18 protein-coding genes and 1 riboswitch are annotated in these 19,343 nt (G+C 71.0%); of the genes, 11 read left to right on the top strand and 7 right to left on the bottom strand.

What is annotated here, in order from left to right:
* Nucleotides 1-2 precede the first annotated feature (2 nt).
* Together AC3EUV_RS18995 and AC3EUV_RS18990 are read right to left on the bottom strand one after the other, a co-directional pair.
* Nucleotides 3-236, bottom strand: a complete 234-nt coding sequence (locus AC3EUV_RS18995) for a ferredoxin (RefSeq protein WP_168478885.1) — start codon at nt 234-236, stop codon at nt 3-5.
* Complete coding sequence (locus tag AC3EUV_RS18990) at nt 236-1,687, bottom strand: aldehyde dehydrogenase (protein WP_435603411.1); 1,452 nt, start codon at nt 1,685-1,687, stop codon at nt 236-238. Before AC3EUV_RS18990 ends, AC3EUV_RS18995 begins: the two co-directional genes overlap by 1 nt.
* 361 nt (nt 1,688-2,048) lie before the next feature.
* Here AC3EUV_RS18990 and AC3EUV_RS18985 point away from each other — a divergent pair, with 361 nt between their 5' ends.
* From AC3EUV_RS18985 to AC3EUV_RS18960, 6 genes are all read left to right on the top strand, one after another.
* On the top strand, nt 2,049-3,131 hold the full coding sequence (locus AC3EUV_RS18985; RefSeq protein ID WP_435603410.1) for a Strvi_7410 family MBL fold metallo-hydrolase: 1,083 nt from the start codon (nt 2,049-2,051) through the stop codon (nt 3,129-3,131).
* 122 nt (nt 3,132-3,253) lie between these two features.
* Nucleotides 3,254-3,375: riboswitch (cobalamin riboswitch) on the top strand.
* Nucleotides 3,376-3,598: 223 nt separating this feature from the next.
* Nucleotides 3,599-4,906, top strand: coding sequence for an SCO2321 family membrane protein (locus tag AC3EUV_RS18980; RefSeq protein WP_435603409.1), 1,308 nt, complete (start codon nt 3,599-3,601; stop codon nt 4,904-4,906).
* Nucleotides 4,906-5,640 carry an SCO2322 family protein gene (locus AC3EUV_RS18975; protein ID WP_432146740.1) on the top strand — a complete coding sequence of 245 codons (735 nt, stop codon included), beginning with the start codon at nt 4,906-4,908 and terminating at the stop codon, nt 5,638-5,640. Before AC3EUV_RS18980 ends, AC3EUV_RS18975 begins: the two co-directional genes overlap by 1 nt.
* Nucleotides 5,637-6,803, top strand: a complete 1,167-nt coding sequence (locus AC3EUV_RS18970) for a CbiQ family ECF transporter T component (RefSeq protein ID WP_432146739.1) — start codon at nt 5,637-5,639, stop codon at nt 6,801-6,803. Before AC3EUV_RS18975 ends, AC3EUV_RS18970 begins: the two co-directional genes overlap by 4 nt.
* A complete protein-coding gene (locus tag AC3EUV_RS18965; RefSeq protein ID WP_432146738.1) occupies nt 6,800-8,428 on the top strand; it encodes an ABC transporter ATP-binding protein in 1,629 nt (542 codons plus the stop codon). The genes AC3EUV_RS18970 and AC3EUV_RS18965 overlap by 4 nt, the downstream gene beginning before the upstream one ends.
* The gene (locus AC3EUV_RS18960; RefSeq protein ID WP_432146737.1) at nt 8,425-9,372 is read left to right on the top strand and encodes an ECF transporter S component; all 948 of its coding nucleotides are present in this window, start codon (nt 8,425-8,427) and stop codon (nt 9,370-9,372) included. The genes AC3EUV_RS18965 and AC3EUV_RS18960 overlap by 4 nt, the downstream gene beginning before the upstream one ends.
* A 139-nt stretch (nt 9,373-9,511) precedes the next feature.
* Here the strand turns inward: AC3EUV_RS18960 and AC3EUV_RS18955 are convergent, their stop codons facing one another.
* Nucleotides 9,512-10,750, bottom strand: coding sequence for an alpha/beta hydrolase family protein (locus AC3EUV_RS18955; protein ID WP_435603408.1), 1,239 nt, complete (start codon nt 10,748-10,750; stop codon nt 9,512-9,514).
* 363 nt (nt 10,751-11,113) lie between these two features.
* Nucleotides 11,114-12,283 carry a steroid 3-ketoacyl-CoA thiolase gene (locus AC3EUV_RS18950; RefSeq protein ID WP_387238800.1) on the bottom strand — a complete coding sequence of 390 codons (1,170 nt, stop codon included), beginning with the start codon at nt 12,281-12,283 and terminating at the stop codon, nt 11,114-11,116.
* Nucleotides 12,284-12,522: 239 nt separating this feature from the next.
* On the opposite strand from AC3EUV_RS18950, the gene AC3EUV_RS18945 reads away from it, so the two are divergent.
* The 4 genes from AC3EUV_RS18945 to AC3EUV_RS18930 all read left to right on the top strand — a co-directional run bounded on the left by AC3EUV_RS18945 (nt 12,523) and on the right by AC3EUV_RS18930 (nt 16,169).
* Nucleotides 12,523-13,755 (top strand): cytochrome P450, encoded by a 1,233-nt coding sequence (locus AC3EUV_RS18945; protein WP_435603407.1) that lies wholly within the window; start codon nt 12,523-12,525, stop codon nt 13,753-13,755.
* 454 nt (nt 13,756-14,209) lie between these two features.
* The gene (locus AC3EUV_RS18940; protein WP_432146734.1) at nt 14,210-14,830 is read left to right on the top strand and encodes a DUF6230 family protein; all 621 of its coding nucleotides are present in this window, start codon (nt 14,210-14,212) and stop codon (nt 14,828-14,830) included.
* Nucleotides 14,821-15,219, top strand: a complete 399-nt coding sequence (locus tag AC3EUV_RS18935; protein ID WP_435603406.1) for a DUF6114 domain-containing protein — start codon at nt 14,821-14,823, stop codon at nt 15,217-15,219. The genes AC3EUV_RS18940 and AC3EUV_RS18935 overlap by 10 nt, the downstream gene beginning before the upstream one ends.
* Nucleotides 15,220-15,281: 62 nt before the next feature.
* Nucleotides 15,282-16,169 (top strand): IS982 family transposase, encoded by an 888-nt coding sequence (locus tag AC3EUV_RS18930; RefSeq protein WP_435603405.1) that lies wholly within the window; start codon nt 15,282-15,284, stop codon nt 16,167-16,169.
* Between the two features lie 5 nt (nt 16,170-16,174).
* Here the strand turns inward: AC3EUV_RS18930 and AC3EUV_RS18925 are convergent, their stop codons facing one another.
* Nucleotides 16,175-17,365, bottom strand: a complete 1,191-nt coding sequence (locus AC3EUV_RS18925) for an IS110 family RNA-guided transposase (protein WP_432147152.1) — start codon at nt 17,363-17,365, stop codon at nt 16,175-16,177.
* Nucleotides 17,366-17,749: 384 nt separating this feature from the next.
* On the opposite strand from AC3EUV_RS18925, the gene AC3EUV_RS18920 reads away from it, so the two are divergent.
* A complete protein-coding gene (locus AC3EUV_RS18920; protein WP_435603404.1) occupies nt 17,750-18,448 on the top strand; it encodes a hypothetical protein in 699 nt (232 codons plus the stop codon).
* 52 nt (nt 18,449-18,500) lie between these two features.
* Here AC3EUV_RS18920 and AC3EUV_RS18915 read toward each other — a convergent pair whose 3' ends face one another.
* Both AC3EUV_RS18915 and AC3EUV_RS18910 read right to left on the bottom strand, forming a co-directional pair.
* Nucleotides 18,501-18,836, bottom strand: a complete 336-nt coding sequence (locus AC3EUV_RS18915) for a hypothetical protein (protein ID WP_435603403.1) — start codon at nt 18,834-18,836, stop codon at nt 18,501-18,503.
* 80 nt (nt 18,837-18,916) lie between these two features.
* Nucleotides 18,917-19,343 (bottom strand): cbb3-type cytochrome c oxidase subunit I (locus AC3EUV_RS18910; protein WP_435603402.1); only part of this gene is annotated, 427 nt, incomplete at its 5' end.

The raw sequence follows: 19,343 nt of genomic DNA, 5'->3' as shown, positions 1-19,343 counted from the left end.
GCTCATTCCTCCGGCGGGAAGACCGCCTCGCCGCTGTCGGCCACGGTGAGGGTGATCGCTTCCACGGGACATCCCTCGGCCGCGGCCAGCACGCTCTCGGCGGCGTCCGTCTCCGGCGCCGCCGGATGCGACTGCCGCGCCGAGTCGAGGCGGAAGCCGTCCGGCGCCGCCGCGGCGCACATCCCCGACCCGATGCAGACGTTCCGGTCCACCACCACCTGCCAGCGGTCCCCCATCAGGCACCCGCCGGCAGATGGATCATCTTGTGCTCCAGGTATTCGCCGAAGCCCTCGGGCCCGAACTCCCGCCCGATGCCGGAGTTCTTGTAGCCGCCGAACGGGCCGAGCATGTCGATGCTGAAGGTGTTCACCGAGTACGTGCCGGTGCGCACCTGCCGGGCGATCTCGATGCCGTGGTCGACGTCGGCCGTCCACACCGAGCCGGAGAGCCCGTAGTCGGAGTCGTTGGCGATCCGTACCGCCTCCGCCTCGTCGTCGTACGGCAGCAGACAGATGACCGGGCCGAAGATCTCCTCACGGGCGATCCGCATGGAGTTGGCGACCTCACCGAAGAGGGTCGGCTCGACGTACCAGCCCGTGGCCTGCCCTTTGGGGCGGCCGCCGCCGGTCAGCACCTTGGCGCCCTCCTGCTGTCCGAGCGCGATGTAGTCCAGTGAGCGCTGCTGCTGACGGCGGGCGACCAGCGGGCCGACTTCGGTGGCCGGATCCAGCGGGTCGCCGACGGTGAGCGCCGAGGCCGCCGCGGTGAACCGCTCGGCGATCTCGTCATAGTGGCTGCGCGGGGCGAGGATCCGCGTCTGGGCCACACACGCCTGGCCGTTGATCATCCAGGCGAACGGCACGATGCCGGCCACCGCCGCGTCCAGATCCGCGTCCGGCAGGATCACGGCCGCGGACTTGCCGCCGAGTTCCAGCGTGACCCGGCTGAGGTGGCGAGCCGCGACCTCCATGACCCGCTTGCCGGCCGCCACCGAGCCGGTGAACGACACCTTGTCCACGCCGGGGTGCCCGACCAGGTACTCGCTCACCTCGCGGTCCGCCGGCAGGATCGACAGCACCCCCGCCGGCAGTCCGGCCTCCGTCGCGATCTCCGCGAGCAGATACGCGTCCAGCGGGGTCTCCGGTGACACCTTCAGCACCACCGAGCAGCCGGCCAGCAACGCCGGCGCGAGCTTGGCGGCGGCGGTGAACTGCGGGACATTCCACGGCACCACGGCCGCGACCACCCCGGCCGGTTCCCGCCGCACCAGCAGCGGCCCCAGCACCCCGCCCCGCCGCTCCTCGAACGGGAAGTCACGGGCCACCGTGAGCGCGGCGTCCCACACCAGCATCGCGGCCAGCGACTGCACCATGACGCCGGAGGTGAACGGGGTGCCGTTCTCCGCGCTGATGACCTTGGCGATCTCCTCACTGCGGGCCGCGAAGGCGTCCTTGATACGGGTCACCACCGCGATCCGGTCCGCCAACGGGGCGTTCGCCCACACCCCGGACGCGAAGGACGTACGGGCCGCGGCCACCGCACGGTCGACATCGGCCCGCGAGGCGTGCGGCACCCGGCCGATGACCTGTTCGGTGTGCGGCGAGACGACCTCGATCGTGTCCCGGCCGGCCGGATCGACCCACTCACCGCCTATGTAGAGCTTTCCGTGCTCGACGAGGTCGCTCATCGCTGCCGCCTCCTGCGGGTCGGCCGCCTGTTCCGGCGGTCCCTGCCGGTTCGATGTCGTTGCCGGTTCGATGTCGTTGCCGGTTCGCGCTTGTTGCCGGTTCGCTGTTGTTGCCGGTTCGCTGTTGTTGCCGAGGCCCCTAGGACGCGCCTCGGAGGTGCCTCGGCGTGATGGGTTTGCTGACGAGGCATCAGGCCACGTACACCCCAGGAACTGATACCAGTTCTAGTTGGAGGAGTCCACGGCGCCGACCGAATCCCAACTCACCCCACCCGAGGGGGCACTTCAAGCCGCTTTGAAACCAGTTCTAGTTATAGTGAGGCCGGGTACCGGGTGTATGCCGCACCGAGAGGGGACCGGGATGACCGCGCAGGTGACCGACCACAAGGGCGGGGTGTGGAGCATCCCCGTCCCCATCCCGGACAACCCGCTCGGCCACACTCTCGTCCACCTCCTGGAGACCGACCGCGGGCCGGTGCTGATCGACACCGGCTGGGACGACCCGGACTCCTGGGACACCCTCGTCGCCGGCGTCACCGCCTGCGGGTTCGCCCTCACCGACCTCCACGGCGTCCTGATCACCCACCACCACCCCGACCACCACGGTCTGTCCGCCAAGGTCCGGGAGGTCTCCGGCGCCTGGATCGCGATGCACGCCGCCGACACCGCGGTGGTCCGCCGCACCCGCGCGGCCGAACCGGGCCAGTGGCTCGACTACCTGCTCGCCAAACTCACGGCGGCGGGCGCACCGGACGACCATCTGGCGCCCCTGCGGAAGGCCCGCGCCACAGGGAACGGCCGGAAGCTGCCCGGCCGGCGGGCCGCGCTGCCGGACCGCGGCATCGACCCCGGCGAACTGCTCGACCTGCCGGGGCGCCGGGTACGCGCCATCTGGACGCCCGGCCACACCCCCGGCCATGTGTGCCTCCACCTGGAGGAGGAGCACCCCTCGGCGCGGACGCCCGGCTTCGGCCGGCTGTTCTCCGGCGACCACCTCCTGCCCGGCATCACCCCGCACATCGGCCTGTACGAGGCCCCGGACGAGGAGGGGAGCCCGCCCGGCCCGCACGGCATGGCGGGCTCCGGGGAGGACGCCGACCCCTTGGGCGACTACCTCGACTCCCTCGAGCGCGTCGGCCGGCTCGACCCCGCCGAGGTGCTGCCCGCCCATCAGCACGCGTTCACCGACGCCGGCGGCCGGGTGCGCACCCTCATCGCCCACCACGAAGAGCGGCTGGCCCAGCTCGGATCCCTGCTCCAGGAACCGCGCACCGTCTGGCAGCTCGCCGTGGCCATGGAGTGGAACCGCCCGTGGGAGCAGATCCCTTACGGATCCCGCAATATCGCCGTCTCGGAGGCCGAGGCCCATCTGCGCCGGCTGGTGAAGCAGGGGCGGGCGGAGTGGGTGCCGGGGTCGGATCCGGTGCGGTATCGGGCGGTGTGAGGGGGCGGGCCTTTCGTACCCGGCGCCGGTGCGCCCGGCCCGTGCCGCGCCCGTGCCCGGCGCGCGCGCCGCTCCCTCCGGCTCGTGCCGGATTTCGTCGGCTCGTACGGGCGAGCGAGCGCCCGCCCGGTGCCGGTTAAGGTGTGCGGGACAAATTCATCCGTACCCGATCGGGGGAAGCCGGTGGAAATCCGGCGCTGACCCGCAACCGTGAGGACGGCCCGTCCGTACCGCGCCGGCTGGCCCGGCAGGACGGCCGTACGAGCCGGAGCACCCGAGGGGGCACGACCAAGGCTCCCGCCACCGGAACCGTCCGCCACAGGGACGGCCGGTGCGCGGCACCGTCGAGGTATACGGAGCTGAGCCCGGTGCCACCGCGTCCGCGATCCAGGGGGATGGCCGCGCGGGCGGTCGGCCGAGCGCGGCTGCGTACATCTCCGCGACCCGACCCGAGAGGCACCGACCCGATGGCCCCCATGGCTTCCATGGCTCACCAGGCCCCCCTGACGCACCCCGTCGCCTTCCTGGCGCGCCGCGCCGCCACGGCGCTGGCGGCCGCGGCGGTGCTGGGCGCGGCCGCTGCCCCCGCCGCGTACGCCGACGACGCCGCCCCGTCCGCGTCCCCCAAGAAGCTGCCGGACGGCCTGTACGGCACCAAGGACCCGCAGTACGACGGGGTGTGGCGGCAGTCGCTCGCGCTGCTCGCGCAGGACACGGTGGGGGTGCGGCCGGCGGCGTCCGGCGTGCGCTGGCTGGTCGGGCAGCAGTGCGCCGACGGCGCGTTCACCGCTTTCCGTGCCGAGCCCGGCAAGCCCTGTGACGCCAAGACCATGCGGGACACCAACCAGACTGCGGCCGCGGTGCAGGCGCTGGCCGCGCTCGGCGGGCACGGTGACACCGTGCAAAAGGCCGTGGGCTGGCTGAAATCGGTGCAGAACGATGACGGCGGCTGGAGCTCGATGCCCGGTTCGGCCAGCGACGCCAACTCCACGTCCGTGGTCATCGGCGCGCTCGCGGCGGCGGGCGAGAAGCCGCGGTCCGTGACCTCCAAGAAGGGCGGCAAGACCCCGTACGACGGGCTGCTCACCTTCCAGCTGGGCTGCGACGCGAAGGAGGGCGAGCGCGGCGCGTTCACCTTCCAGCTCAAGGGCGCCGCCCCGAACGCCGACGCCACCGCGGCCGCCGCGACCGGAGCGCTCGGCAAGGGCTTCGTCGTGGCGCCCGCTGACCAGCGGGCAGACGCTCCGGTCAAGCCGCTGAACTGCAAGGACGGCGGGGACGCGAAGAAGAACGAGTCGGCGCGGGCCGCGGCGGGTGGCGATGCCTACCTCGTCGCGCAGCTCGACAAGAACGGGCAGCATCTGCTCTCCGCGATGCCGGGCGCCGAGAAGCAGCCCGATGTCGGCAACACCGCCGACGCGGTGGTGGCGCTGGCGGCGGGCGGGCACGGTGCCGCTGCCGCGAAGCCGCTGAAGTGGCTGGAGAAGAACGCCACGGACTGGGCCAAGCAGAACGGACCCGCCGCGTACGCCCAGCTGGTGCTGGCCGCGCACGCCACCGGTACCGACCCGCGTTCCTTCGGCGGCACCGACCTGGTGGCCGCGCTCAACGCCACCGGTCCCAAGCCGGCCGCCGCGGCGCAGAAGGACACCGGGGACGCCGACGGCGCCACGGACGGCGGCGGCATCAGCGTGTGGTGGGTCATCGGCGTCGGCCTCGCCTTCGGCGCCGGCATCGGGTTCCTGCTGAGCAGCCGTAAGAAGAACCAGCTCTGATGCGGCGGACCAGGATCGCCGGCGCCGTACTGCTGGCCGGTACGGTCACCGGCCTGGCCGCCGGGCCCGCGCAGGCGCAGGAGTACCGCTACTGGTCGTTCTGGGACGGCAAGGGCGGCTCCTGGGCGTACGCCACCGAGGGGCCGGCCACTCAGCGTCCGGCCGACGGCGCGGTCGCGGGCTTCCGCTTCACCCTCGGCGCCGACTCCGCCGGGGCCGGTAAGCCGCGCCCGGCCGCCGACTTCGATGCGATCTGCCGCGACACCCCCGCCAAGGACGGCCGCAAGCGGATCGGCATCGTGCTGGACTTCGGCACCGCGGCGGACGCGCCCGGCGGCGAGCGGCCGCCGGCGGCCAGGACGGAGTGTGCGCAGGTGGCCGAGGACGCCTCGGCGGGCGAGGCGCTGGCGGCGGTCGCCCGGCCGCTGCGTTACGACGCCAATGCCTTGCTCTGTGCGATCGCCGGGTATCCGAAGGCGGGATGCGCGGAGGCGGTGAACGGATCGAAGGACGGCCCGAAGGACGGCGCGACGGACGGGGCGAAGGACGGGGCGAAGGGGTCCGCGTCCTCCGCTGCTTCGTCCGCGGGAGCGGCGGAGGGCCGTGCCGACGGGAAGGACGGGGGCGGTGGGAGTGTCGACGGGGGGCCGTCCGCCGGACTGCTCGGCGGGGCCGCGGTCGTCGTCGCCCTGGGTGCGGCAGCGGTGTGGCAGGCACGCCGCCGACGCGGATGAGCGCCCCGCAGGCGACCCGTACCACCGCGCTGCACGCCGGCGCCTGGTGGCTGTGGGCGCTGGGCCTGGCCACCGCGGCCTCCCGCACCACCGATCCTCTGCTGCTGGGGCTGCTGGTGGGGGTGGCCGGATATGTCGTCGCGGCGCGTCGTACGGATGCGCCGTGGGCCCGCTCGTACGGCGCGTTCGTCAAGCTCGGGCTGGTCGTGATCGTCATCCGGCTGGTCTTCGCCTTCTTTCTCGGCTCGCCGATCCCCGGTACGCACACCCTCGTCACGCTGCCCGAAGTGCCGCTGCCGGACTGGGCGAAGGGCGTCCGGATCGGCGGCCGGGTCACCGCGGAGGGCATGGTCTTCGCCCTGTACGACGGACTGAAACTGGCCACTCTCCTCATCTGTGTGGGCGCCGCCAATGCGCTCGCCAACCCGGCCCGGCTCCTGAAGTCCCTGCCCGGTGCGCTCTATGAAGCGGGCGTCGCGGTCGTCGTGGCGATGACCTTCGCCCCGAACCTGGTCGCCGACGTCCAGCGGCTGCGCGCCGCCCGCCGGCTACGCGGGCGCCCCGACCGCGGGGTCAAGGCACTCCTCCAGGTCGGACTGCCGGTGCTGGAGGGCGCGCTGGAGCGCTCGGTGGCGCTGGCCGCGGCCATGGACGCACGCGGCTACGGCCGCAGCGCCCAAGTACCGCCCGCCGTACGCCACCTCACCTCCGTGCTCACCCTCGGCGGGCTGCTCGGGGTCTGCGCCGGAACCTATGGGCTGTTGGGGGACACCGGGAGCGGCTACGGGCTGCCGCTGCTGCTCGCCGGGCTGGCGGCGGCGCTCGCCGGGCTGTGGCTCGGGGGCCGCCGCTCGGTGCGCAGCCGCTACCGGCCCGAGCGGTGGGGCGCCCGCGCCTGGCTGGTCGCGGGCTCCGGCATGGCCGTCGCCGCCCTGATGATCTGGGCGAACGACTATGCACCGGCCGCGCTGCATCCGCCCGCCGTCCCGCTCACCACCCCCGTTCTCCCCCTCTGGCCGGCCGTTTCCGTTCTCGTGGGGCTGCTTCCCGCGTTCGTCGCCCCGCTCCCGTCGAGCGCGGACCGGGCCGGGTCCCGTGCTGCGTCCCGTGGGCGTCGCCGTGCCTCTGATGTCGATCCGTGTACGAAGGAGCCCACCCCGTGATCCGGTTCGAGCAGGTCTCGGTCACCTACGGCGATGCCGCGGCGCCCGCCGTCCAGGGCGTCGACCTGACCGTCCCCGAGGGCGAACTGTGTCTCCTGGTCGGCCCCTCCGGCGTCGGCAAGTCCACCGTCCTGAACGCCGTCTGCGGTCTCGTCCCGCACTTCACCGGCGGCACCCTGCACGGCCGGGTCACCGTCGACGGCCGGGACACCCGCACCCACAAACCGCGCGAACTGGCCGATGTCGTCGGCACCGTGGGCCAGGACCCACTGGCGCACTTCGTCACGGACACCGTCGAGGACGAACTCGCCTACGGCATGGAATCGCTCGGCCTCCCCCCTGAGGTGATGCGCCGCCGGGTCGAGGAGACCCTCGACCTGCTGGGCCTGGCCGAGCTGCGCGACCGCGCGATCACCACGCTCTCGGGCGGACAGCGGCAACGGGTGGCGATCGGTTCGGTCCTCACCACCCACCCCAAGGTCCTGGTCCTGGACGAGCCGACCTCCGCACTCGACCCCGCCGCCGCGGAAGAGGTGCTCTCCGTCCTCCAGCGGCTGGTCCATGACCTCGGCACCACGGTCCTGCTGGCCGAACACCGGCTGGAGCGCGTGGTCCAGTACGCCGACCAGGTCATCCTCCTTCCTTCCCCGGGCGCGCCCCCAGTCATGGGCACCCCCGCCGACATCATGGCCGTCTCCCCCGTCCACCCCCCGGTCGTGGCCCTCGGCCGCCTCGCCCACTGGTCCCCGCTCCCCCTCTCCGTACGCGACGCCCGCCGCAAGGCCGCCCCCCTGCGCGAGCAGCTGGCGGAGGTCCCGCCGCAGGCGCCCGCGAGGAACGCGGGGCCCGAGCCGGGAGCACCGGATGCTGCCGCGGAGGTCTCGGGGCTCGGTGTGCGCCGGGGTCGGACCGAGGCGCTGCACGGGGTGGATCTGACCGTGCGGGGTGGCGAGACGGTCGCCCTGATGGGACGTAACGGTGCGGGGAAGTCCACCCTGCTCACCACCCTCGTCGGGATGCATCAGCCGTCGTCCGGCACGGTGCGGGTCGGTGGCGCCGTCCCGCACCGCACCAGCCCCCGGGACCTCCTGCGACATGTCGGTCTGGTCCCGCAGGAACCTCGTGACCTCCTCTACGCCGATACCGTCGCCGCCGAGTGCACCGCGGCCGACCAGGACGCGGACGCCCCCGCCGGCAGCTGCCGGGCTCTGGTCGCCCGGCTGCTGCCGGATGTCCCGGACTCCGTTCACCCCCGTGATCTGTCCGAGGGCCAACGGCTCGCGCTGGCCCTCGCGGTCGTGCTGACCGCCCGTCCACCACTGCTCCTTCTCGACGAGCCCACCCGCGGCCTGGACTACGCCGCCAAGGCCCGGCTGATCGAGGTGCTGCGCACCCTGGCCGCCGAGGGCCACGCCATCGTCCTGGCCACCCATGACGTGGAACTCGCCGCCGAACTGGCGCACCGCGTGGTCATCCTCGCCGACGGCGAGATCGTCGCCGACGGTCCCACCGACGAGGTCGTGGTCTCCTCTCCTTCCTTCGCGCCGCAGGTCGCCAAGGTCCTCGCCCCGCTGCCCTGGCTGACGGTTCCCCAGGTGGCCCGCGCCCTGGAGGCCCTCGCATGACCGTGCCTGCACCCCGCCGGGAGGGCGCCGGGCCCGGCTCCGGTCCCAGCCTCGGCTCCGATTCTGCTTCCGGCCCCGGCCGCCCCGGGCCCGGCTCCGGCCGCCCCAACCCCGGCCGCCAGGCCCGTGCCGTGCGGCTAGGTCCCCGCTCCATCGCCGCGCTGGCCCTGATCTCGGCCATCGGCGTGATGGCCTTCGGCTGGCCGCTGCTCGCCGACTCCGCCTCCGGGCTCGCCCATTCCAAGGACGCGCCCTGGCTGTTCGCCGCGCTGCTGCCGATGCTGCTTGCCGTTGTCGTGGCAACCATCGCCGACACCGGCCTGGACGCCAAGGCCATCGCCATGCTCGGCGTCCTGGCCGCGGCCGGGGCCGCCATGCGCCCGCTGGGCGCGGGGACCGCCGGCATCGAGCCGATGTTCTTCCTGATGGTGCTGTCGGGTCGGGTGCTCGGGCCCGGGTTCGGGTTCGTACTGGGTTCGGTGGCGATGTTCGCGTCCGCGCTGCTGACCGGCGGTGTCGGGCCCTGGATGCCGTTCCAGATGCTGACGATGGGGTGGGTGTCGATGGGCGCCGGCCTGCTGCCGGGGCCCGACCGGCTGCGCGGCCGCGGTGAACTCGCCCTGCTCGCCACCTACGGAGCCGTCTCCGCCGTCCTCTACGGCCTGATCATGAACCTCCAGGGCTGGCCCTATATCGCCGGCCTGACCTCAGGGGTCTCCTTCGTCCCCGGCGACCCGCTCGATCAGAATCTGGCCCGCTATCTCGCCTACTGCCTTGCCACCTCCCTCGGTTGGGACCTCCCCCGGGCCCTGGTCACCGTGATCCTCACCTGCACGCTCGGGGGCACCGTCCTCCGGGCGCTGCGCCGCGCCACCCGCCGCGCGGCCTTCGACGTCCCTTCCTCCTTCACTCCCGATCTGCCCCGAGAGGCCACGTCCCGGTGAGGTGACCCCGGGTGCCGTCGCCCCGCGTGCGGTGACCCCGGCTTCTGCCTCCCTTCTGCTCCTGGGTGTGCCCCTCCCTGCCTGGGGCGGTGATCGTCAGTCGTCTCGCTGCACGCCCCCGGCATCCTCCGGAGCCGTATCAGCGGGCGACCGGCAGTGTGCGGGCGATGGACGGTTGCGAGCGCAGGAATGACCTGTAGTGGTCGGCGTCGGCGCCCTGGTCCACGACCGTGGCCCTGGCGCCCTGACCGGCCAACTGCCGGGCACAGCTGCGGGTGTTGGCTATGGGGACGTCCCGGTCGCCGGTGGCGGAGTAGAGGGTTATCCGCACGTCCCGGCCCGGCTTCCAGTCGCAGGTGCGGTCGTTGGCGCGGAGCACGTCCAGCAGAGCGCCGGAGGGGTGCCGGAGCTTTTGGTACCAGGTGTCCGTCAGCAGATCTTCGAGGCGTTCGGGCAGCTTGCCCGCGATCTCTTCCGCCGGATGCTCGCTGTCGAAGAGCTCCTCGACCCGGTCGGCGTAGGGGGCGCGGAACACTTCGGCGGGGTCGTCGTAGAGCGGGTGCAGACGGTTCTGGGCGGTGAGGAAGAAGGAGAGGTAGAAGACGGCGGACCGGGGGTCGATGCGGCCGTCGAACATGCCGGGGAGTTCCTCGCCGACGAGGTCGAACGGCCCGCCGACCGGAGCGAGCATGCCGAGGCGGAAGCGGCGATCGGCGCCGCGGTTCAGCTCACGGCCCAGTGCCATGGCCACCTGTCCGCCCTGGGAGAAGCCGGTGAGGGACACCTTGCGGTCGAGGGTGACCCAATGTTCCCGTGCGGCCGTGTGGGCTGCCCGGAGCATGTCGAGGGAGGCCGCGGCGGAGGACCGGGCGTCCATGTACGGATGGCTTCCGGGACCGGTGCCGAGGCCGAGGTAGTCGGGGGCGATGGCGGCGCGGCCGGCCGAGGCGTACAGCACCGAGACCGCCCGGTCCGGGCCGTCCGTCATCGAGGGGGCGTAGCCGCGGTAGGCGAGGGTGCCGTGGGTGTGGATGACGGGCGGGAGCGGCCGCGAGCCGCCACCCGTGGGGAGGGCGAGCAGGCCGGAGGCGGCGGTGGGGCGGCCGTCGGGGGTGATCGTGCGGTAGGTCAGACGGTAGGCGGCGACGCCATGCCGGGCGGAGCCGGTCTCCAGGCCCTGTTTCTGTGCCTGGGAGATGACCTCGGCCCGTGTCTGCCGGCCGAGGGGCTTGAGCGAGAGGAGCGTCCCGCGTGCCTGGCCGGTGTGCGCGGCGGTGACTGCGTGGACTGTCTGTCCGGGCTGTCCGGGCTCCGCCGACTGCGTCATGAATGCCGACGGCGCCGCGAGGGCCGGGGCCGTGGTGAGCGCCACCAGCACGAGGGCGGCGACGGCGGCCAGGCCACGTGAGACGCGTCGTGGCCCCCGCGAGGCCCCCGGCCCGGCCGGCCCACCGGATGCGGCCGACTCACCGGAGGCACCCCCTGCACCGGCCGCTGCCGGAGGTAATGGCGAGGAGGTGAGAGAGGAAGAGGAGCGCTGCCGCGGTGATCTGTTCGTCATGTCGTCGACGCTACGGAGATCGCGCGCCTCGCAGAATGCGGCTTTCCGCACAACTCAGCTGCGGTTTTCCTCAGGTTGGGGAGAGGGCGCCGGAACACCCCCGTCCCCTTCGCGTAACCGCCGTCGATGGCCGCCGGCTCGCCGCCACAACCGCCACAACCGCCACAACCGCCACAACCGCTACAACCGCTGAATGATCGTCCCCGTCGCCAGTGCCCCGCCCGCGCACATGGTGATCAGGGCGAATTCCTTGTCCCTGCGTTCGAGTTCGTGGAGTGCGGTGGTCAGGAGCCGGGCGCCGGTGGCTCCGACCGGGTGGCCGAGGGCGATGGCGCCGCCGTTCACATTCACCTTCTCCAGGTCCTGCTCGAAGACCTGCGCCCAGGAGAGCACGACAGAGGCGAAGGCCTCATTGATCTCGACCAGGTCGATGTCCTTGAGGGACATACCGGCCTTGCCGAGCACCGCGCGGGTGGCGTCGATGGGACCGTCCAGATGGAAGTGCGGATCGGCGCCGACCAGTGCCTGAGCCACGATGCGGGCCCGTGGTTTGAGTTTGAGGGCGCGCGCCATGCGCTTGGAGGCCCACATCAGTGCGGCGGCGCCGTCGGAGATCTGTGAGGAGTTGCCCGCCGTGTGGACGGCGGTCGGCATCACGGGCTTGAGGCCGCCGAGCGCCTCCATGCTGGTGTCGCGCAGTCCCTCGTCGTGGTCGACCAGCCGCCACATGCCCTGCCCCGTGGCCTGTTCGTCCTCCGTGGTGGGCACCTGGACGGCGAAGGTCTCCCGTTTGAAGCGCTCCTCGGCCCAGGCTGCGGCCGCCCGCTCCTGCGAGATGAGGCCGAGCGAGTCGACGTTCTCGCGGGTCAGCCCCCGGTTGCGGGCGATGCGTTCGGCCGCTTCGAACTGGTTGGGCAGGTCGACGTTCCACTCGTCGGGCCAGGGCTTGCCGGGGCCGTGCTTGGAGCCGCTGCCCAGCGGCACCCGGGACATCGCCTCGACGCCGCAGCCGATGCCGATGTCGATGACCCCGGCCGCAATCATGTTGGCGACCATGTGGTTGGCCTGTTGCGAGGATCCGCACTGACAGTCCACGGTGGTGGCAGCTGTCTCGTACGGGAGGCCCATCGTCAGCCAGGCGTTGCGGGCCGGGTTCATGGACTGCTCGCCGGCGTGGGTGACGGTGCCGCCCACGATCTGTTCGACGCAGTCCGGCTGGATGCCTGTACGGGCGAGGAGTTCGCGGTAGGTCTCCCCCAGGAGGTAGGCGGGATGGAGGTTGGCGAGCGCGCCGCCGCGCTTACCGATGGGGGTGCGTACTGCTTCGACGATGACGGGTTCCGCGGCCATGACTGACTCGTCCTCTCCTCGCGTCCGCGGATGGCCCGGCACCCACGGAAGAAGAACTAGTACCCGTTCTAGTTCTACAAACAGTCTTATGAGACGGCCCCCGGGGCGCAAGGGGCGTGCAAGCCCCTTGTCCACAACCGGAGTCGCCGCACCCCTTGCCACTTGCAGAACGGGTCATTACCTTCACCGCGACCCATATCTGATGAACCGTCAGACGCCGGATGGACCAGGAGTCGCCGATGCCATGTCCCGCGCTGCCCGATGGGTTCGACTTCACCGACCCCGACGTCTACCAGTCCCGTGTTCCGCTCCCCGAGTTCGCCCAGCTGCGGCGCACCGCGCCCGTGTGGTGGAACGCCCAGCCGCACGGCATCGCCGGCTTCGGTGACGACGGGTATTGGGTCGTCACCCGTCACCAGGACGTCAAGGAGGTGTCCACCAAGCCGGAGATCTTCTCCGCGAGCCTCAACACCTCGATCATCCGGTTCAACGCGGCCATGACCCGTGACCAGATAGACGTACAGAAACTCATCATGCTGAACATGGACCCGCCCGAGCACACCAGGGTCCGGCAGATCGTGCAGCGCGGCTTCACCCCGCGCTCAATACGGGCACTGGAGGACGCGCTGCGCCACCGGGCGGCGCAGATCGTCGCCGAGGCGCGCCGGAACGGCTCCGGGGACTTCGTCACCGATATCGCCTGCGAACTCCCCCTCCAGGCCATCGCGGAGCTCATCGGCATCCCCCAGGACGACCGGGCGCGCATCTTCGACTGGTCGAACAAGATGGTCGCGTACGACGATCCCGAACTGGCCATCACCGAAGAGGTCGGCCTGAACGCGGCCACGGAGCTGATCTCGTACGCGATGAATCTCGCCGCGGTGCGCAAGGAATGCCCGGCCAAGGACATCGTGAGCCAACTGGTGGCCGCGGAGGACGAAGGGAACCTCGGCTCCGACGAGTTCGGCTTCTTCGTGCTGCTGCTGGCGGTGGCCGGCAACGAGACCACCCGTAACGCGATCACCCACGGGATGCATGCCTTCCTCACCCACCCCGACCAGTGGGAGCTCTACAAGCGCGAGCGCCCCGAGACGGCCGCCGAGGAGATCGTGCGATGGGCGACCCCGGTGGTCTCCTTCCAGCGCACCGCCACCCAGGACACCGAGCTGGGCGGCGCGAAGATCAAGAAGGGTCAGCGGGTGGGGATCTTCTACTCCTCCGCCAACAACGACCCGGAGGTGTTCGACCGCCCCGAGGTCTTCGACATCACCCGGGACCCCAACCCCCATCTGGGTTTTGGAGGCGGTGGCCCGCACTTCTGCCTCGGCAAGTCGCTCGCGGTCCTGGAGATCAACCTGATCTTCGGCGCCCTCGCGGACGCCATGCCCGGCATCTCCCTGGCGGGCGACCCGCGCCGGCTCCGCTCGGCCTGGCTCAACGGCGTCAAGGAACTCCAGGTTCACTACGGTTGACGGCCGCGCCGCTGCCCAGGAGTCGGCAGCGGAGACGGAACGGCATACGGGCGGGACGCTCACCCCGATCGCGTCGGGTGGGCGTCCCGCCGGTGCGTGGACCCATGGGCGACCGTGGTGCTCCCGCCCTGCCCGTAGTACCCGCTGACCGCCAGCCGGTGCGCGGGAAGCCGTGCCAGAGAAAGCCGGACCAGCGGTATGTCCGAAACCAGTTCCTCCCTCAACCTTGCCAGCCGTCATGGGCAGACTTACATTCAACTCGCCAGTAACAACTCGGCGGTTCGCCCTCCGGCGCGCGCTCGCTCCGCACCGCCCGCGCCCGAGCCGCACGCTCCCCCCGCGCTCACCCCGGCTCGTCCGCGCGTCTTCCGCACCACGCGCAACCCTGCGCTCACGCATCCCCCACGCGTTTCGACAAGTGCGCTCCACCGCTCTCCGAAGGGGACATACCACCATGAAGGACGCACACGGCAGACCTGTCACGGGACGCATCAGCTGGCGGAAGTTCGCCGTGCTGTCCGTCCCGGCGCTCGCCGGCACCGCCGCCCTGGGCATCGCCCTGGCCAATGGGGCACTGGCGGCGTCGTTCGCCGTCTCGGGACAGCAGTTCAAGGTCTCCGCGGACAGCCTCAAGGGCGACGGCTTCGCCCAGTACGGCAGTGTGGACACGAACGCCAGGGGAGATCTCCTGCCGGTCGCCGTCACCGCCATCAAGACCGCCCGGCTGGACCATCTGTGCCAGTCGGTCGTCACCCACCTGCCTGTCGTCGGCGATATCTCGCTCAACCTCAGCGCCGGTACGGGCAGTACGCCCGTCGAGGCCACCGATCTGTTCGTGGACGCCACCCAGCTCTCCGGCAACGCGTCCTTCCACCGGATCGAGATCGGCCGGGACGCCTCCACCCTCGACAAGGGGCCGGACGGCGCTCAGGGCATGCAGGACCTCTTCGCCCAGCAGGCGGATGACGTCAGCATCAGCAAGCTGCGGCAGACCGCCTGGGCCACCAACGCGGGGACCTTCAAGCTGTCCGGTCTGAGTATGAAGATCTCCAAGGGCAAGAAGGAATGCTTCTGACCTGGCGGCGCTGGCGGCGGGGGCGGCCCTTCTGGGGCGGTCTGGCGGCCGTCATCGCCGGCGCCGAGATCTGCGCCATCCCCCTGGCACCGCTGAAGATCATGCTGCAACAGGGGATCGCCGGCATCCCGTCGGTCCTGATGGGGCTGGTGATGATCGTGATGGGGCTCTCGGCGTGGTTCGCGCCGTATTACCGGGGCCTCGCGGGCGTGCTCACCGTGCTGTGCGCGGCGGCCGCGCTGGTGATGTCCAACCTCGGCGGCTTTCTGATCGGCACCGTCATCGGGATCCTCGGCGGCTCGATGATCTTCGCCTGGCAGCCGGTCGCCCCGACGGAGCCCGAAACCCCCGGGGCCCCCGGAACCACGCCCGCGCCCTGCGACCACTAGATGATTGAGTCCGATGTTTGTGCTGGCCGCGACCATGGCGAAGGGCGTCCGTTGGCCTGAGTGTGACTTCTGACCTGGACGCCCTTCTGGCGGCACTGTACGTGTTCATCGACGACCATGTGGCCCCTTGTCGCCGGATCGGGCGACCCCCGAAACTGACAGACGCCGAACTGCTGTGCCTGGCTGTCGCACAGGTCCTGCTGGGCTTTCCCTCAGCCCGGCACTGGATCCGCTTCGCCCATGCCCGGCTGGGACACCTCTTCCGCTACCTTCCCCAGCAATCCGCCTACAACAAGCGGCTCAACGCCGCCGGCCCACTCATCTCGCAGGTGATCGAAGCCCTGGCCAGTCAGGTGCCGACCTGGCACGACGACCTGCGGCTGATCGACTCCACCCCACTGCCCTGTGCAGCCTCCCGCGAGACCGTCAAACGCTCCGACCTGGCCGGACACGCCGGCTACGGCTACTGCCGCAGCCACTCCCGCTTCTTCTGGGGATTGCGGCTCTACCTGCTGACCACGGCCGAGGGCATGCCGGTGTCCTGGTGCCTGGCCCACCCGAAACTCGGCGAACGGGAGGTGATGACCGCGCTCCTGGAACGCGACCATCACCTCATCCGCACCGGGCAGGTGATCCTCGCCGACAAAGGCTTCGCCGGAAGGGAGTTCAAGGCATTCCTCACCGAGCGACTGGGGGTCCACCTGGTGCGGCCGGACCGCAAAGGCGAACCTGTCCGACACGGTCGCCTGGCCCGTGTCCGTCAATGGATCGAGTCCGTTTTCGACACACCCAAAGGCCAGCTCAGCCTGGAACAGCACGGAGCCAGGACACCTGCTGGAGTCTTCGCCCGCACCGGCCAACGACTCCTCGCCCTCGCCACAGCCATCTGGCACAACTGGACCACCGGCGCCAAGACCAAACGATCACTCATCGCCTACGACTCCCAATAGAGATGTCAAGCGGCAAGCGTGACGGGTGGTGTGGATTGGTAGCACCGTCCGTCACGCAGCAGGGCCCACAGGACGTTGACCCTTCGGCGGGCCAGAGCGAGCACTGCCTGCACGTGCCGTTTGCCCTCAGCACGCTTGCGGTCGTAGAAGCGGCGGGACTCTTCGCAGCACCGGATGCTGATCAGCGCGGACGTGTAGAAGACCCGTTGCAGCCCGCGGTGGTAGCGGGCCGGGCGCTTCAGGTTGCCGCTGATACGCCCGGAATCTCGGGGTGCCGGAGCCAGGCCCGCGAACCCCGCCAGGCGGTCCGAGGTGCCGAACCGGGCCATGTCGCCGCTGGTGGCGGCCAGGAACTCAGCGCCGAGCAACGGGCCGATCCCGGGCAGACTGGCAATCACCTCGGCCTGGTCGTGGCTGCGAAACCGTCCCTCGATGAGCTTGTCGATCTCGTCAACCTTCTCGTTGAGGGCGATCACCTCCTTTGCCAGGCCGTGCACCATCTGCGCGGCCATCTTCTCGCCGGGCAGTGCGGTGTGCTGCCGTTCGGCGGCCTCGACCGCGGCAGCGGCGAGGTCGGCTGCGCTGCGGACCTTGCGATTGCGCAGCCAGGTCTCCAGCCGCTTGACGCCGATCCGGCGCAGGGCCGCCGGGGTCTGGTAACCGGTCAGCAGGACCAGTGGCCCGCGGTTGGTCATGTCCAGTGCCCGTTCCAGGTCAGGGCAGATGCCCAGGAGTTGTTCACGCAGTCGGTTGACGGTGCGGGTGCGGTCGGCGACCAGGTCGGTCCGGCGGGCGGTGAGGATCTTCAGCTCGGCGATGGCTTCCGCGTCGGGCCGTACCGGCTCCAGGTCGCGGCGCATGCGGGCCTGGTCGGCGATGATCGCCGCGTCCCGGGCGTCGGTCTTTCCCTGGCCGCGGTAGCCGGCCGTCGCCCGGTTGACGGCCAGGCCAGGCAGGTAGAACACAGGCTGGCCGTGGTTGGCCAGGAGGCCCAGCAGCAGGACGGCGCCGCCGTGTGTGACATCCACAGCCCAGGTCGTCTCATGGCCAAGGTCCAAGACTTCGGCAATCAGGGCGAGCAGTTCAGGCTCGTCGTTGGCCACCCGCCGTGACAGCAGGTGCTTGCCCTCCAGATCGATCACCACGCAGTGGTGGTGCGTCTTGCCGATGTCCACCCCGGCCCATACACGGCCCATTACCCCTCCGGCGCTCGTGCTCGTCGTGTCCGCAGACGACCTCGCCGGCAGGTCCTTACACAGCGATCTGTTCGCAAATCCCAATCAGCGGCCGAGTCGTCGCGGGGTGCGAGGCGGCCAGTCGTAGGAAGCCACGGTCGGCAGACCACTGAAAGCCACACCTCGCACCCCTCGGATGACCCAACCCTACGAATGGCTGGACCAAACCATGAACAACGTAAGGACCACTGAGAACATCGGACTCATTCATCTAGGGCATCCGCAACCCCCGCCCGCCGTACACCGTCCGCCCGTACGCGTACCCCCACGCCCTCGTCCGCGTACGGGGCGGACCGCTGCCCGTATCTCTCCTCCGGCACCTCACCCCTCAGAAGGAGAACCACGATGGCGATGACGCACCCCACCCGCCGTACGCCCCGTCAGCGCGCCTTACGCACCGCCGGAACCGGAATCGTCGCGGCGCTCGGCCTGGCACTCGCCGTCACGAGCCCCGCGACCGCCCAGCCGGCCGGAACACCGGCCGCCGCCGCGCCGTCTACGACCGTGAGCCCCGCCGGTCACGGCTTCACGGCCACGCTCAGCGGCAAGGCCACCTTCAAGGCCGGTTCGGTGACCGTCACCTGTAAGACCTCGGTCTCCAGTGGGCAGGTCCCGGCGGCGCCCGGTAACCAGAACCCGGCCGGGCCGGTGAGCAGTTCCACCACCCCGGCGACCTACGGCTCCTGCACGACGAGCATGCCGGGCGTCGCCGCGACCGTCACCACGACCGGCACCTGGGGCGTGGCCATGCAGTACGGGACGCCGGTGACCGCCGGACTGACCATCCCGGCCGGCGGGTTCGTGCTCAAGACCAGCGGGCTGGCGTCCTGCACGGTGACGGCGGCTCCCACCTCGGCGACAACGGTGAACGGCAGCTGGACCAATGGCGCGCCGTCCACCCTCACCTTCACCAACGCGTCGGTGCCGGTGAAGGTGGTGGGCGGTTTCGGCTGTCCGACCAGCGCGACCAGCTCGACGTTCAACGCCGCCTATACGGTGAGCGACACCACCGATCCCGCCTCCCAGATCACCGTCACCGGCTGAGCACCCCGCTGGGCCACGGGTGACGGCCGTTCCCCGAGCGGGCGTCACCCTCTCAGCGTGTGCTCATCCCGACGGCCGCCATGACCGCCAGCGCCGCCACGGCCACCGTGCCGGCCAGGAACCCGGTGATCAGCCGGCGCCGCAGGGCCCGGTAGACGCCTTGGTATTCGGTCCGCAAAGCGGTGCTGCGGGTCGCGATGCGCTCCAGGTAGGCCCGGGACGTCTCGCGCTGGTCCTGGCAGTAGCGCAGCTCCACTTCCCGCCGCTGGGTGTCGGTGAGCCAGGGCAGGCCGGCGCAGAATGCCTCCGCGCGGGTACGTGCCCGGTCTTTCTCCGCCTCCCAGAGGAGAAAACCCTCGATCTCGTTGACGGCCTGGTCCAGCTGCATTTCCGCGGCCCTCCGCATTCCTCCACCGCTCCCCGTTCCGGCGGCCTTCCGCATGTCTGCGCCCATCCGCGTTCCCTCGCTCATGTGCGTGCCCCGATTTCGGTGGCGGCGGCGTCCTCGGCGTCCGCCAAGGCGGCGATCTCGTGCGCGATCTCCGGGTGGTGCAGATCGAATGCCGGGGATTCGGAGCGAATACGCGGCAGGGTACGGAAGTTGTGCCGCGGCGGCGGGCAGGACGTCGCCCACTCCAGCGAACGGCCATAGCCCCAGGGGTCGTCGACCTCGATCTTCTCGCCGTACTTCGCCGTCTTCCAGACGTTGTACAGGAACGGCAGGATCGACAGGCCCAGCAGGAAGGAGAAAATGGTGGAGACGGTGTTCAGGGCGGTGAATCCATCGGCCGCGAGATAGTCGGGGATACGGCGCACCATGCCTTCCGCGCCGAGCCAGTGCTGGACGAGGAAGGTGCCGTGGAATCCCACGAACAGCGTCCAGAAGGTGATTTTA

The sequence above is a fragment of the Streptomyces sp. bgisy130 genome (genome assembly GCF_057708345.1).
This window is presented reverse-complemented; position numbering and strand designations above follow the sequence as displayed.